Below are 14420 nucleotides of genomic sequence, written 5' to 3'. Positions count from 1 at the left end.
TACGAAGCGTTCACTAATTAACTATTTGCACCTAATCTGATACAAACTGATTCCCATCTTAATCTCGGAGGATGATAAACATGCCAACCAAACAAGCTTCAACAACTTCTGCTCAACCTACGCTCTCGCCATGGATTGTGTTGCTTCTCGCGTCCGCTTGCGGTTTAATCGTAGCCAATCTCTATTATGCTCAGACCGTAGTGGGTCCGATCAGCATGACAACAGGATTATCTTCTGCCGCTTCCGGGCTTATTGTGACCTTAACCCAGTTGGGATACGTGATTGGGCTGTTATTTATCGTACCGCTCAGCGACATTATTGAGAATCGACGTTTAGCCACATTTTCTTTAATTGTATTGATCCTAGCTCTGATTATTGCCGCATTCGCTCCTCAATCGGGTCTATTCCTAATAGTATCGCTATTCATTGGCTTAGGCTCTGTCGTAGCTCAAATTCTAGTCCCGTACGCCACTTATCTGACCTCAGAAGAGCAACGCGGACGTGTCGTAGGTAACGTCATGAGCGGTCTACTACTCGGCATCATGCTCGCTCGCCCCGTAGCCAGCTTTATTACGAGCATCTGGGGCTGGCAAGCCGTATTTATCTTCTCCGCCATCATGATTTCGCTATTGACCATCCTTCTGTCCCGCACGCTCCCTGCACGTCAGCCAGAGCCTAATTTAAATTACGGACAACTCATTATTTCTCTAGGTACTTTGTTGAAAAAGCTCCCTCCATTGCGTCGCCGGGCGCTTTACCAGGCTAGTCTTTTTGGGGCGTTCAGCTTGTTTTGGACGACAGTCCCTATGCGGCTTGCCAATGACTTCAATATGTCACAGCAAGGTATTGCCTGGTTTGCTTTAGCCGGTGTAGGCGGTGCGATTGCAGCACCAATTGCGGGAAGACTAGCCGATCGTGGGTTAACCCGGATTCTTACGGGTGCTGCAATGGTGATTGCATTACTGTCATTTGCGATAACTTATCTATTCCAAAGCAACTCCACAACAGCTCTAATTGTATTGCTCATTGCAGCTATCACCTTAGACATGGCCGTATCCGGTAATCTCGTGCTTGGGCAGCGCGTCATTTATTCTTTAGGGAATGAAGCGAGAGGACGAATCAACGGGATCTTCATGTCGATCTTTTTTATCGGCGGAGCTGCTGGCTCATCGATCGGAAGTTGGTCTTATGCCTATGGGGGCTGGGCACTAACATCTATCATTGGAATTGCTATGCCACTTCTCGCTTTCTTGTACTATTTTACGGAAAAGAACACACGCTAATTCAAAGGTCAATGACACACTTCCTTCTGTGATTACACACGAAAAGAGCCGTTCATCGTCATAACGATGAACGGCTCTTTTATTAAGAGTGAACCAACAACGATAAGAAGCTTGATCGTAAACAGTACACCAGAGTGAACATTTGCTTATAGAAAAAATCCATTAGAAGAAACACGGACAACATGGTACAGTTATATCAACTTACATATCACACTATTCAGATTGGATTAAATAATAATGTAATCGTTCCTTACATCAATCAAGGAGAGGGTCAGATGAAATTTGCGTTATTTAGCCTCATGATGAATCTGCCCAATGCCATCACTGGAGAAGCGTTTACGACACAACAGAAATTCCAGAACATTCTGGAACAAGCCAAATTGGCAGAACGTCTGGGATTTGATGCATACGGAATTGGCGAGCGACATGGCGCACCATTCCTCTCCTCTTCTCCACCTGTCGTGTTGACGGCAGTTGCTGCTACTACATCGCGCATCCGTCTACTAACGACCGTTACGGTACTCAGTGTACTTGATCCTGTACGTGTTGCAGAGGACTATGCCACACTGGATCAGTTATCCGGCGGGCGGCTGGAGATGATTATCGGGAAAGGCAATGATCCTCGGCATTACCCGCTGTTTGGCATCACAGAGGAAGAGCAGTGGGATTCATTGGGTGAACGCTATCGTCTGCTCAAGCGTCTATGGACAGAGGAGGAAGTGACCTGGGAAGGCACATACCGTCCGCCACTAGACAAAGTAACCACTCAACCACGTCCATTACAGCAATCCATCCCGATCTGGCATGGTAGCGCATCGAGTACTTTATCCACTGAGCTTGCAGCGCAGTACGGTGAACCGCTGTTCACCTCTAACTCGTTCCATCCTCAGGCCAAATACAAAGCACTCATCGATCATTATCGAGAACGCCTCGATCATTATGGTCATGATGCCGAGCGAGCAGTGATTGGGTCTGGAGCTGGCAGCTTGTACCTCGCCAATACGCGAGAAGAAGCCCTTCGCAGATACAAGCCCTATTACGATACATTCCATGCTACTGCTTCAGCACAGCATAACCAGTCTCCCTTCAAGGATCTGGAGGATAACATCGCGAACGGCCCTGTCTTGATTGGTAGTCCAGATCAGGTTGTTGAGAAAATCGTAAATTATCACGCAGCCTATGGACATCAGGTGCTCAGTATTAGTGTCGATGGACTCAGCCATAGCGAGCAACTGGAGCAGCTAGAGCGATTCGCTGGGGAGGTAGCCCCCGTATTACGACGCGAACTGCCCAGCTCCGTCTGGGACAATGCCCCACTTTTAACTCAGCAACCCGCCACACCTACGCCATCGGCACCTCCTGCCATCTCTCCGATATTTTAGATCTAATCCCCTCTAATCCAAAAGCCATTCTTGTTCAACGTAAATAAGGCGATTCGTCTGAATCGCCCCCCACTTTATCTTCTGAACCTCTCCACAATTAGTTACCATAATCGTAGACTAATTCCTGAAGCTCCCTGATGTTGTAGGTATCGTCTACAATGAGCCACTGCTTGTTCTCAAACAGGAAAGTAAGCTCACCTTCGAGCGGTATTTTACGAACCTCTTTATCCTGTTCATCTATGAAAATAAGATCTAGCGTGTATGATACGAGAAGAGAATCGCCTCTATTTTCCTTCAACGTGAAATTCATATTCTCACCACGCAGCTTCACCTGCTCTTTATAAGCCACCATAAGAGGCAAAATGATATTGCGATCAGCCATCTGTTTTTCGTAGTACTTCTCGGTCAGGAACGGCTTGATCAGTTCTCCCCTGGCTAGGGCAGACTCCATCGTTGTTGCACTTTTCTCATCATTTTCATTGACTTCAAATTCAGTAGCCTTATAGTCTTTTGCTGTCTGCAGCGCAGCCTGCTCATCCTGATCCGTAGCCTTTGGAACCTCATTATCCACTTCGGTAGGTGTTGTTATCGCTTCTTTTGTTGACTCTGTACTCGGTTCAGTCGTTGTAGATGACGTACAACCCATCATGAATACACTCGTGATAAGAACCATAAGCATCAGCCACATCCAATGTCGTCTCATCTTAGACCTCCTTCTGTATAGATAACCGTAATCACCCATATTTACAATTTTTATATGTTAACATTATACTATTTTTTAGCTTAATATTCCAATTATATGCCATTTATTAATGTATTTGCTTGCCCCCGCACATTTGTGCATCTTCTCCTTTATTTCTATCCCCTCTGTTCTCCTGTGTAAAAAGTTGATATACCCAAAGAAGCCCCTCGATCTGCCAACCATAATGGCACAAGGGACTTCTTTGATTTCATTCGTGTATCATAAAGCTCTTCTGTAACGCTTTGATTTTATTTCCGTTACTTATTCCACCTTGAACTTGCCAGCAGCATCAGCCAAATTACGTGTTAACTGGTCAATGGTATCCACCATATTCGCCAATTGCTGTACAGTTGCTGATTGCTCCATCATTGTCGCTGTAACTTCTTGAACTGAAGCAGATACCTGCTCCCCTGATGCCGACAGGCTATGCGCTGACTCCAGCACATCGTCCTTGTTCTGTATCATCTCCTGCATCTGTCCTGCCATTGAAGCGATCTGATGGTTAATCTCCGTTACCTTCTCCAAGATCACGTCGAATGCCTGACGTGTCTGAATAACAAGTTCATCCTGTCTGGACGAGATGGTATGAATTTCCGCAACACTTTGATTGTTCTCGGCTACATCAGCTAGATTTTGGGTAATAATGCTCGAAATTTCTTTCGATTGCCGGGAACTCTGCTCTGCCAAATTACGGATCTCCTCTGCTACAACCGCGAATCCTCTACCATGCTCTCCAGCCCGAGAAGCTTCAATGGAGGCATTCAAGGCGAGCAGGTTCGTCTGTTTGGCGATCTGGCTAATTGCCTCTGTAATATGACTAATACTGCCTGAACTATTCTGCAGCTTGACCGTAATCTCAGAGATTTTCTCCACTTCCCGCTCATTCATCTCATTGATCCGCATCAGTTCGTTCACGACTTCACTTCCATTGTGGAACACACTTTCAATTTCATCAGCGTGTGCCTTTACATCCTGTGCACTGCTATTCATAGCGTTTACCTTATCGCCAAAGTTGTTAAATTTACCTGCAATCTGCTCCGTATCCTCCGATTGAGCCTCCATAGCCTGCGCTATACTCATTAGCGTAGCAGACGTTTCATCCACAGATCGAGCAGTTTGTTTGGAGGTATCCTCCAGTTCCTGTGTGCTCGTTTGTAGAACAGTGATAGATTGCCCCATATTGGTAATAAGGTTCTTGTTTTGTTCAACCATACTGTTGAAGCTATCTGCCAGATCCTTGAACTCACTGTTGTACCTGCCCTCTGCCTTCACCGTCAGATTCCCTTGGGCAAGCTGTTTGAACAAACCTGTAAGCCTAACAATTGGTTTCGTAATATTACGAGAGATTAACATGCCGACCCCAATCGCTATCACAATGGCGAGCAACGTAAGCCATAACATCTGCTGGAGCATATCCTGCACCGGGCGTTTAATATCGTCATAGCTGTCAATAACAACAACGAGCAGATCAGCACCAGGGATCTGATTAACACGATAATACGTGTTATCAATCGTTGTAGTTGTAATTTTCACTTCACCTGTTGGTCTATCTTGAAGGAGTGCCTGAACGTTCTTGTCTTCTGCGAGCGATTGTCCAATCAAGGTCTCATCGATTGAATCATACATAATTGTGCCACTGCGGCTGAGCACTTCAATCTTACCCTCACCATTAATTTGGATATTGCCCAATTGTCCTAGGAAGAAGCTGCTATCCATCGACATCGCGAGCACACCAATGGTGTTACCTTCATTATCCTGAATAGGCTCTGAGAAGATAATAACTAGTTGTTTACTTTGTTTGGATACTATTGCATCACTGATAAATGACTCACCTTTAATGGATTTTTGGAAATATTCCCGATCATCTCGCGGCTGGCCAATGACTTCGGTCTGGGTTGCAGCTACCATAATCCCATTTTGGTCTAACAAATACAGATTAGGCTTTGCTACTTCTGTATCCGATACACTGTTCGTCAAGATCGTATTCGCTTTGTTAAAATACGGATTAGCATCCGAGAAAAACTCTTCATCTGTCATGCTATTCGTATTCCGCAGTTCCAACATCTCTTTAAACGTATTATGTACTGAGATCGCGTGACTCATCTGCTGTTGAAGCTGTACGGAAGTCCATAACCCTTCCCCAAGGCGATCGGACATTCCATTAATCTCTGCCTCACTCTTCATCACTACTAGTTTGGATGAGATAAAATACGTTGCTGTGGTTGTTCCCATAAGCACCAATATGACTAACAAGCTTAACATGATCGGTAGCTTAACCTTTAGCGAGACATTTCTAATTCGATAAGACAAGCCTTGTTTTTTCTTCCCCATTTACGATTTCCCCCACTTTCATGAACCATCTGAACGATGTACATTCATTATCGGTATATTGAAGTGGGAATTTGATGTACATGTCTACTATCTGTGTAAAAAGAAATCAAAAAACTGTCTAAATACACGAGCCAACCTCTTCACACTGGTTCATGTGAAGGGATGTTTTCGGACGTATCAGACAGTTTAAGTAGTCCCTATCCTGTTACTTACCGTGGATTATCCGCGCAATCTGCGGGAACTTAACGCGTGGTGTCCATTTTGCAGAAACGTACTGCGTGTGTTCTTCATCATCTCCATTCGGCGCTCAGCGAGGCGATCTGCCGCCACATATGTCGGAATGCCTTCCGAACGGGACGAGGCAAAGATGTTTTCCAGTGTGTTGTAGATCTGGCTCACCTTACTATATGCCCGTTCCGCATTGTACCCGTTTAATTCATCGGCAATGTTGATCACACCACCCGCATTAATGACGTAGTCCGGTGCGTATACAATGCCCATCTGATGCAACTGGTCACCATGCCTTGGCTCAAGTAACTGATTATTGGCACAGCCTGCCACCACTTTAGCCTTGAGCTGTTTCAAGGTATCATCATTAATTGTCCCACCTAATGCGCATGGGGCATAGATATCACACTCTACTCCGGTGATGTCTGCTGGGTCGACAGCCTTAGCGTCGAAACGGTCTACGGCTTGTTTTACTGAATCATGATGAATATCTGTCACAATCAGATGTGCGCCTTCCTCGTTTAGATATTGGCATAAGTGCATGGCTACATTCCCCACACCTTGGACAGCAATCGTTTTGCCTTCCAGTAGATCCGTGCCGAATGCTTCCTTAGCTGCTGCTTTGATCCCCCGATATACGCCCCACGCCGTTGCAGGAGATGGATTACCTGACGAACCGTAGCTTGGAGAAATGCCGGTAACATAATCTGTCTCTTGGTAGATCAGGTTCATATCTTCCTCGGTTGTACCCACATCTTCTGCGGTGACATAACGTCCATTCAACCCTTGTATATACCTTCCAAATGCTCGGAACATCGCTTCATTCTTATCACGCCGTGGGTCACCAATAATGACCGCCTTGCCACCACCAAGATTGAGACCTGATACTGCATTCTTATATGTCATCCCTCTTGCGAGCCGCAGGGCATCTTCCATGGCTGCATCTTCAGATGCATATGTCCACATCCGCGTGCCGCCTAGTGCAGGTCCAAGTGTGGTATCGTGTATTGCAATAATAGCTTTTAGCCCGGAGGCTTTATCTTGGCACAGAACCAATTGCTCATAATCGTGATGCTCCATTGCTTCAAACCAATTCATAATTATAACGCTCCTCTAACCAATTTAGCGACCTGAATCGCTATAGATCTGTCTGTTGACCACTCTCTATTGTACATATGAATACGAAGTTTGTGCAAAATCACATCACGATGTAAGGCATCTGCCTCTCATTAAAAAACCTTTCTCTCCTGAACAGGGAAAAAGGTGTGCATCATTTATGATCTTTAAGTTCGTCGTCGGGAAAGTCAGGAAAGGACTTCAATGACATTAATCGGATGCAGATCCCCATCTATTGCGAAGGATGCTTGCCCTGTCTCCTCTGAGACAATAAGTACCACGGCGTCTGTAACCTCACTAAGCCCCAGAGCTGCACGGTGGCGAGTTCCCATTTTACGTTCATGTACTTCAACCTGTGACAAGGGTAATACATTTCCTGCGGATACAATCTGGTTGCCCCGAATTAACACAGCCCCATCATGTAATGGCGCACCAGGTATAAAGATCGACTCCAATAAGGCATGCGTTATTCTCGCATCTACAGCGACACCCGAATGAATGATGGAATCCAGTGGAGTTTCACGTTCAATCACTATGAGTGCTCCGTATCTTCGATCAGATAGATGCTGCACGCTGGCTGAGAGCTCGGCAAACTTTTCAGTGAATGGAGACAGATAACAATCCAGGTAAAACGATGAGGCCAACACCTCGATCTGCTTGATCTCGGCTCGAATCTCAGCGAATTGTCCCAGCAAGCAGGCATGATCATTGTCAAAACGGGATAATGTTATGTTCATGCGTTCCGCCACACGATGAAGATCCCCCTTTAACTTTTGTCTCATTGATGAGCTGTCACAGTCTGCTTGCCGCTGGTTCATGGATCGCTGCCTCCTCGTCTTCATCTTCTGCATAATTACCCTATACGTTTCCCGTAACAGAGGTAATCTATTCACCTTATTCTATGTATATCAACATCCCTACTTCCTCATATAAATAAACCATTGAATCAATTTCATAACTCATTAAAACGAGATTTTTGTAACCAGATATAGACAAATTAAACCGTTTTGATCTATATCTCGCCTTGATTTAAGCAGCTAAAGGGATTATGATATTGATTCCATTGTATAATATTTACATTAAATCATTATTTCGTGGAGGACGTAGAATGAGAATTATTGCAGCAACAGAATCGCACTATGAATATATTCGAGAACATGACCGTCATATCGTAGACAGCTTTATTTTGCCAAAAATCAGAGGCAATGAGATTTATATGCTGCAAAATGATGAGGATCAACTCATTGGTTGGATGCGGCACAGCTATTTCTGGGACAATACCCCTTTTATGAATATGATCTGGATTGATGAACTCTATCGCAACAGAGGATTTGGGAAGCAAGCCATTCTTTTCTGGGAAAATGAGATGAAGAACCTCGGGTTTGAACTGGCCATGACCTCTACTTTAGCCAATGAAGGTGCTCAGCATCTGTATCGAAAATTAGGTTATCGTGATGCGGGAGGCCTATTGCTTGAGGGTGAGCCTTTGGAAATTTTAATGACCAAACATATTTAGCTTTAAACTCTCAACGTTATGATAAGATGCAACAGCAGCCGAATCTCTGGTTGCTTTTTTTCGTTGATGGACGGATACGAAGCACGTTGTTGATCATATTTTCATCAAAAAAAACTAAAAACCAAGGCACTTGCCATTGCATTTTGTCTTCAACCCATGCATAATGATATTATACGTTTGATAATGATTATCATTCTTGGACTCATCTCTCTTCTGTTTACTGTACATGAATTAACGATCATATAGATAAAGGGGAACGAACATCGAATGGATACGACTCTGCAAAGAACGACACTGCAACTTGATGATTATCTGGATCTTCTAAACCTAGCAATGAACATTGGTGATGTGAAATGGCAAAAGGAAATCATCCGTAAGCTATCCGCAGCTTATCCAGCAGTGGAATGTAAACAGCCACAATAGATCAGAACGCAACGGATATACTTAAAATAGCTCGTGACCGATTCGTACAGAATTAGTCATGGGCTTTTTTTGCGTCTAATAGTAATGTGGTACGCTTGGGGTGTAAGCCTTTCTCATCACAAACGGTATGTGTAGAATTAATTCATAACAGTTAGGAGGTTACACGACCATGACTTTTCCATTCGTGCTTCTAGATGATTCAACCGATCTGGTCATAGGACATTGTACAGATATCATCGGGCTAGATGGTACAGTAATTAACCTCGCAGAGGGTTACCACCAGCTTATATTGAAACATTTCGTATTTTCGTATGAGTTCCAACAGTACATTTTGCAAAAGAAAGAATCCCTATCAAGATATGCCTATGTCGGAATGTTGAATAAAGATAATCACACGATAGGCAACTATGGTTTGTTTATTCATGACACAATAAAGTATCATAAACTTGGTTTTCCTACCCTGGCTTCAGATCTCAAGTTGAACGTATCCATCCATCGTCTGATCTCAGCACAAGAACTTCAGATATGGGATCAATGGAGAACATCGCTCCCTTCTGAGCTTAACCAGTGGGCTACCTACGATGAGAATGGAAGAAGAGCCTGGCTCAGTGTGGTGAAGAGCCATAACAATATGAATATAGCAACAGAAGTCGTTGATAACACTCTCGACATAAAGGAAGATCAGGCAACAACATTTCAAATAGACGGTACATATATCACTAGTTACGCTTCCTTTTTCTGTGCATTAGGTGAAGCCATTAACGGGCCAGGTGGCTATTATGGATCGGATTTTAACTCATTCATCGATTGTACTTATGGCGGATTCGGAGCAAACGCCCCTTTTACCTTAATGTGGGCTAATCATCAAGTCGCCAGATCATATCTGGATACTAAAGCATGGCAGAGAGAGATTGACTGGATGCGGGCAGAGAACGAACGTTTAGGAGAAGAGGATTTTCTGGTGGAAGTGGGGAATAGACCTTTATATCATGCGATTATTGAAAATTTGGAGCACCAAGGAATCACGGTTATTTTACAATAGTTAAGGATGGTGACATGATGCAACTAGAAACAGAACGATTAATTATTCGTGAGATTGTAGAGTCAGATTGGGAGCACATTCATACATATACTTCGCTACCCGAGGTTACTACACATACAGCATGGGGGCCGAATACGGAAGAAGATACCCAATCTTATGTGAAGTATGTAATCGAGCTACAACAAGCAGAGCCACGAGAAGGCTACGAACTAGCCATATGTCTGAAGCAAGAAGGTACACTAATTGGTGGTATTGGTCTTCATGTCATGGACACCAATGCCGAACTAGGCTATGTGTTGAACCCGAGCTATCAAGGCCGAGGTTATGCAACGGAAGCTGCACGTGCGATGTTGGAATTTGGCTTCAACACACTTAAAGCACACCGCATCTTTGCCAAATGTCGTCCAGAGAATAGCTCTTCAGAGAAGGTCATGCTGCACATCGGTATGGAACGCGAAGGTCTGATGCGAGAACACTGGTACTACAAAGGGAAATATCATGACTCCTTCCTATATTCCATTCTGGCGAAGTCATAGCAGAAAAGGTCAGCCCACAGGCTGACCCTCTTTCTACGTACAACAACCGTTCTCCGTAACGACCCCAATCGCCAATGAAGATAAACAGTTATTCTAACTTGTGTTGCATTACATTCTGCACAACTCTGTAGGACAGCTCGGGACTGTAGGACAACCACACATACACCGTAACGCCGCCAAGTCGCGAATGATCAGTTTGCCATCGAATGTATCCAACGTGCCCTGCTCTTTCCAAGCACCCAGCATCCGCGTTACACTTTCACGGGTTGCACCAATCATCTCTGCAAGCTCTGTATGGTTCAGCTTCATTTCCAGAACGATACCATCTGGCGTCATCTTTCCGTACGAATTACTAGCGCGAATAAGAGTCGATGCCAATGCACCCGCTTTACCATAGAGCAGCAGATCGCGAAAGCGCGACTGAGTAATACGTTGTGCGAGCGCCATCCATTGCAGGAATTTCAGCGCAAGATCGCCATCTTTACTAAGCACACTCTCCAGTTCACTCAGCGAGATAATAGCAAGTTCCCCTTTATCCGTCATCTCAGCACTGTAGCTATGCATCTGACCACCAATGCCACCGAATTCTCCGATCAGATCGCCTTTTTGTTGAATGGACAAAATAATCTCTTTGCCATCCTCAGTGGATTTTGTCAGCTTCACACGTCCCGAACGAATGAAGTACAGGTATCCGGCTTCATCGCCTTCTAGAAAGAGACTATACCCCGACTTCACCCGTTTGGATTGCATCATAGCTTCAATCGATGCCCATTGTTCGGATGTTACGAACGAAAGAATTCCGCCAGTATTCCTCTGTGTCATCTTGCTTCCCTCCGTCTGTTCTCGTTCCGTCGCTTGGGTTGCTCTTTCTATAAATACCGTACCCATAATTCATCGTCCCCCTCGTGTTTCCTTATGCATCTATCTTACCGCGAAAAGACCATAAAGGTTATCGGGGGATTACCTGAACCTTACGGATAAATTCCCTGAATTTGCTGTGAGAAAAGTCACACTACGCACTAAACCTACAACCTGAGTTGCATTGCATACCGCAGTAGGTCTGGGCTGAGGGCACTTGGGCAAGGATGATCAGTAAAATCTAGAAACGAAATAGGGGTTTTCCCTGAATTACACGGAGAAGGAAAAGGTCTACAATAGAAATGAACGTAAGAACACATATACATCTCCATATTTATGATGCCTCAGTTCTATATAGTTAACGTTAGTTCATTCGACCGGATTTTACGGTATGACCCTAAAAGGAAGTGTCTCTCATGCATGATGAACATCCATCTGGCATTCAGGAGATGATTGACCGCTTGCGCCTTAACACCTCCAGCGATTTCTGCGGTCTCGCCTGTTTGTCTGGTACGCTGCTCCGCTGGAAATATACGTCCGGTGCCAGCAACGAACGTGTACAGCGCATGGAAATGCGTCCCGGACAAGACCTCGTCGGCACAGCGCTGCGAACTGGGCGAACCACGCTGTCAGATGCACAATCTAGTTCAGAGCATACACCTGGGAGGTGCCCGCTTATGCTTGCTGAACGGCTCGTATGTGCTATTGCGGTACCTGTCTTCCAGTCAGGCAGCCTGCCTGAAGCGGTGTTGCTGGTAGGTAACCGAATGTCCTGCACATTTTCAGAGGATATGATCCACGAAGTTAAGCAACTGGCACGTGACCTAGAACCTCTCATTCATGGATAACCTGCGCAATAGACTTTGCGTACAAAGGCTTGTTTCGCCTGTTAAGGTTGAGCAAGGCCTTTATTTGTTCTTGTATAGATATCCAGCCATTCTGAGATTCCTTCTCTGGGTGGCTTTCTTTTTTGGTATGATAGAGGTAGACATATGCATGCGGATAGGGGGAAAAAGATGTGATTCAACTATTGGTCGTTGATGACCATGTGGTCGTACGTTCCGGGCTGATTGCCTTGTTGGACGGAAAAAGTGATATTCGGATCGTTGGAGATGCAGCGGACGGGGATGAAGCTATTGCCAAAGCTCAGCAACTAAAACCCAATGTGGTCTTAATGGATTTCAGCATGCCGCCAGGCAAGGATGGTTTAACAGCCACTGCTGAATTAAAAAAATTAATGCCAGACATCGCCATTCTCATACTGACGATGCATGATGATGAAGAATATTTATTCCGTGCCATCCATGCTGGAGCCTCTGGATATATCCTCAAGAGTGCCCCACATGAAGAGTTGCTCGCCGCCATTCGCTCCGTTGCAGAAGGCAGTGCATATCTGTATCCAAGTGCAACGAAACGACTGATGAGTGAGTATCTGGATAAAGCAAAACAAGAGAATGCTGGCCCATATGACACGCTTTCCGAGCGAGAGAAGGAAATTTTGTCATGGATCGCCAAAGGGTATGCCAACAAGGAAATTGCCGAGCATCTCGTCATTAGTGTCAAAACTGTAGAATCCCACAAAAGCAATCTTATGGAGAAGCTCGGGCTCCGTACCCGTCCTGAACTCGTGAAATTTGCGATGAAAAAGGGGTTGCTGAACTTTGAATAGTGAACATGAAAATAGACTCAGCGGACTTGCCGACCAGCCTGTTCTGCAGTTACTTCTTGAGCTGGATGAGCATATCACCGATGACCAATTTCGCAGCAGACTGAAAGGTTCATTGCATCAACTCAGCGACCTGAAGTTTGCTCTCGACGAATCCTCCATCGTGGCGCTCACCGATCGTAAAGGCAAAATTCAATATGTAAACGATAAATTCTGTGAGATTTCGAAATATGATCGGAGTGAGCTGATAGGTCAGGATCATCGGATCATCAATTCAGGTTATCATGGCAAAGCGTTTATGAAGAACTTGTGGGATACGATATCCTCCGGCAGGGTATGGCATGGCGAGATACGTAACCGGGACAAAGACGGCAACTATTATTGGGTGAACACCACCATCGTGCCATTCCTCGATAACGAAGGACAGCCCTATCAATATTTAGCTGTACGAAGTGAAGTGACCAAGCTTAAACGTGTAGAGGGTGAGTTGCAGACGATGATGTCTCAGGTTATGAACATTCAGGAAGAGGAACGGCGACGGATCTCTCGCGAGCTGCATGATGGAATCGGTCAGAGTCTATTCTCTCTCGTCATCCAGATGGATCGCCTGCTCGCAGATCAGCCACATCCTGGCGTCGAATCCCTGCGGAAACAAGTGACCGGGATTATGGAGGACGTTCGTGGTATGGCTTGGGAGCTCAGACCTTCTGTATTGGATGATCTCGGGGTTGTACCTGCGATTCGCACCTACATAGAGAATTACAACCGGCACTATGGTATCGAAGTTAAGCTGGAGTGCAATCTACGCAGACGACTGGAGATGAATCGTGAGATCGCGATGTACCGGATCATCCAAGAAGCGTTAACCAACATCGCGAAGTACGCCGATGTATCTGAAGCACAAGTGACCGTAGAAGATGCTGAGGATGCAACCGTGGTCATCATAGAAGATCAGGGCGTCGGCTTCAATGGAACGAAGGTAGGTAACGGCGTTGGAATGTTCAGCATGGAAGAACGTGCGCGCGGAGCTGGCGGAACACTTAGGGTATCTTCAGAGCCAGGTGAAGGGACAACCGTCACCCTCGTTCTGCCAAGGACATCAACGAAGTAATGCAACGAGTACGATCAGATGTGACTGACCATCCCTGTTATGAAGCAGGGCACTGCGTGCTAGCCTGGATTGGATTGGATTCATCGTATCGCATTTGAAGCAGACGCTACGTTGAGGTAGATGATGCCGTAACATTCGAGCACTTCATACACATTTGTTGACTGCCAAGGATCATTTCTTGAGCAG

Annotated in this window: 14 protein-coding genes; 9 read left to right on the top strand and 5 right to left on the bottom strand. The window is 45.3% G+C overall.

Annotated features, from left to right (window positions below):
• Positions 1-80: 80 nt before the first annotated feature.
• Together J2T19_RS18210 and J2T19_RS18205 are read left to right on the top strand one after the other, a co-directional pair.
• Positions 81-1283, top strand: a complete 1203-nt coding sequence (locus J2T19_RS18210; protein ID WP_307218168.1) for an MFS transporter — start codon at positions 81-83, stop codon at positions 1281-1283.
• A 275-nt stretch (positions 1284-1558) separates the two neighbouring features.
• Positions 1559-2665, top strand: a complete 1107-nt coding sequence (locus J2T19_RS18205; protein ID WP_307218166.1) for an LLM class flavin-dependent oxidoreductase — start codon at positions 1559-1561, stop codon at positions 2663-2665.
• Between the two features lie 97 nt (positions 2666-2762).
• On the opposite strand, the gene J2T19_RS18200 is transcribed toward J2T19_RS18205, so the two are convergent.
• The 4 genes from J2T19_RS18200 to cdaS form a co-directional block, all read right to left on the bottom strand.
• Positions 2763-3368, bottom strand: coding sequence for a hypothetical protein (locus tag J2T19_RS18200; protein ID WP_307218164.1), 606 nt, complete (start codon positions 3366-3368; stop codon positions 2763-2765).
• 300 nt (positions 3369-3668) lie between these two features.
• The gene (locus J2T19_RS18195; protein ID WP_307218162.1) at positions 3669-5738 is read right to left on the bottom strand and encodes a methyl-accepting chemotaxis protein; all 2070 of its coding nucleotides are present in this window, start codon (positions 5736-5738) and stop codon (positions 3669-3671) included.
• Between the two features lie 219 nt (positions 5739-5957).
• Positions 5958-7064, bottom strand: a complete 1107-nt coding sequence (locus tag J2T19_RS18190) for a Glu/Leu/Phe/Val family dehydrogenase (RefSeq protein ID WP_307218160.1) — start codon at positions 7062-7064, stop codon at positions 5958-5960.
• A gap of 206 nt (positions 7065-7270) precedes the next feature.
• On the bottom strand, positions 7271-7900 hold the full coding sequence (gene cdaS / locus J2T19_RS18185) for a sporulation-specific diadenylate cyclase CdaS (RefSeq protein WP_307218158.1): 630 nt from the start codon (positions 7898-7900) through the stop codon (positions 7271-7273).
• 290 nt (positions 7901-8190) lie between these two features.
• Here cdaS and J2T19_RS18180 point away from each other — a divergent pair, with 290 nt between their 5' ends.
• From J2T19_RS18180 to J2T19_RS18165, 4 genes are all read left to right on the top strand, one after another.
• Positions 8191-8598 carry a GNAT family N-acetyltransferase gene (locus J2T19_RS18180; RefSeq protein ID WP_307218156.1) on the top strand — a complete coding sequence of 136 codons (408 nt, stop codon included), beginning with the start codon at positions 8191-8193 and terminating at the stop codon, positions 8596-8598.
• 267 nt (positions 8599-8865) lie between these two features.
• Complete coding sequence (locus tag J2T19_RS18175) at positions 8866-9021, top strand: hypothetical protein (protein WP_307218154.1); 156 nt, start codon at positions 8866-8868, stop codon at positions 9019-9021.
• A 169-nt stretch (positions 9022-9190) separates the two neighbouring features.
• Entirely contained in the window at positions 9191-10063 is an 873-nt protein-coding gene (locus J2T19_RS18170) for a barstar family protein (RefSeq protein ID WP_307218152.1), read from the top strand.
• Positions 10064-10080: 17 nt separating this feature from the next.
• Entirely contained in the window at positions 10081-10599 is a 519-nt protein-coding gene (locus J2T19_RS18165) for a GNAT family N-acetyltransferase (RefSeq protein WP_307218150.1), read from the top strand.
• A 108-nt stretch (positions 10600-10707) separates the two neighbouring features.
• Here J2T19_RS18165 and J2T19_RS18160 read toward each other — a convergent pair whose 3' ends face one another.
• A complete protein-coding gene (locus J2T19_RS18160) occupies positions 10708-11487 on the bottom strand; it encodes a Crp/Fnr family transcriptional regulator (protein WP_307218148.1) in 780 nt (259 codons plus the stop codon).
• 386 nt (positions 11488-11873) lie between these two features.
• Between J2T19_RS18160 and J2T19_RS18155 the strand changes: the two genes are divergently transcribed.
• From J2T19_RS18155 to J2T19_RS18145, 3 genes are all read left to right on the top strand, one after another.
• A complete protein-coding gene (locus tag J2T19_RS18155) occupies positions 11874-12305 on the top strand; it encodes a GAF domain-containing protein (protein WP_307218146.1) in 432 nt (143 codons plus the stop codon).
• 170 nt (positions 12306-12475) lie between these two features.
• Complete coding sequence (locus J2T19_RS18150) at positions 12476-13126, top strand: response regulator (protein WP_056703663.1); 651 nt, start codon at positions 12476-12478, stop codon at positions 13124-13126.
• Positions 13119-14234, top strand: coding sequence for a PAS domain-containing sensor histidine kinase (locus tag J2T19_RS18145; protein WP_307218143.1), 1116 nt, complete (start codon positions 13119-13121; stop codon positions 14232-14234). Before J2T19_RS18150 ends, J2T19_RS18145 begins: the two co-directional genes overlap by 8 nt.
• Positions 14235-14420: the final 186 nt, after the last annotated feature.

Source organism: Paenibacillus tundrae (assembly GCF_030812775.1).
GTDB lineage: Bacteria > Bacillota > Bacilli > Paenibacillales > Paenibacillaceae > Paenibacillus > Paenibacillus tundrae_A.
This window is presented reverse-complemented; position numbering and strand designations above follow the sequence as displayed.

What these genes read in the sequence shown, in the direction of transcription:
- J2T19_RS18210 (WP_307218168.1), top strand. Translation starts at nt 81, where the DNA reads ATGCCAACCAAACAAGCTTCAACAACTTCTGCTCAACCTACGCTCTCG.
- J2T19_RS18205 (WP_307218166.1), top strand. Translation starts at nt 1,559, where the DNA reads ATGAAATTTGCGTTATTTAGCCTCATGATGAATCTGCCCAATGCCATC.
- J2T19_RS18200 (WP_307218164.1), bottom strand. Translation starts at nt 3,368, where the DNA reads ATGAGACGACATTGGATGTGGCTGATGCTTATGGTTCTTATCACGAGT.
- J2T19_RS18195 (WP_307218162.1), bottom strand. Translation starts at nt 5,738, where the DNA reads ATGGGGAAGAAAAAACAAGGCTTGTCTTATCGAATTAGAAATGTCTCG.
- J2T19_RS18190 (WP_307218160.1), bottom strand. Translation starts at nt 7,064, where the DNA reads ATGAATTGGTTTGAAGCAATGGAGCATCACGATTATGAGCAATTGGTT.
- cdaS (WP_307218158.1), bottom strand. Translation starts at nt 7,900, where the DNA reads ATGAACCAGCGGCAAGCAGACTGTGACAGCTCATCAATGAGACAAAAG.
- J2T19_RS18180 (WP_307218156.1), top strand. Translation starts at nt 8,191, where the DNA reads ATGAGAATTATTGCAGCAACAGAATCGCACTATGAATATATTCGAGAA.
- J2T19_RS18175 (WP_307218154.1), top strand. Translation starts at nt 8,866, where the DNA reads ATGGATACGACTCTGCAAAGAACGACACTGCAACTTGATGATTATCTG.
- J2T19_RS18170 (WP_307218152.1), top strand. Translation starts at nt 9,191, where the DNA reads ATGACTTTTCCATTCGTGCTTCTAGATGATTCAACCGATCTGGTCATA.
- J2T19_RS18165 (WP_307218150.1), top strand. Translation starts at nt 10,081, where the DNA reads ATGCAACTAGAAACAGAACGATTAATTATTCGTGAGATTGTAGAGTCA.
- J2T19_RS18160 (WP_307218148.1), bottom strand. Translation starts at nt 11,487, where the DNA reads ATGGGTACGGTATTTATAGAAAGAGCAACCCAAGCGACGGAACGAGAA.
- J2T19_RS18155 (WP_307218146.1), top strand. Translation starts at nt 11,874, where the DNA reads ATGCATGATGAACATCCATCTGGCATTCAGGAGATGATTGACCGCTTG.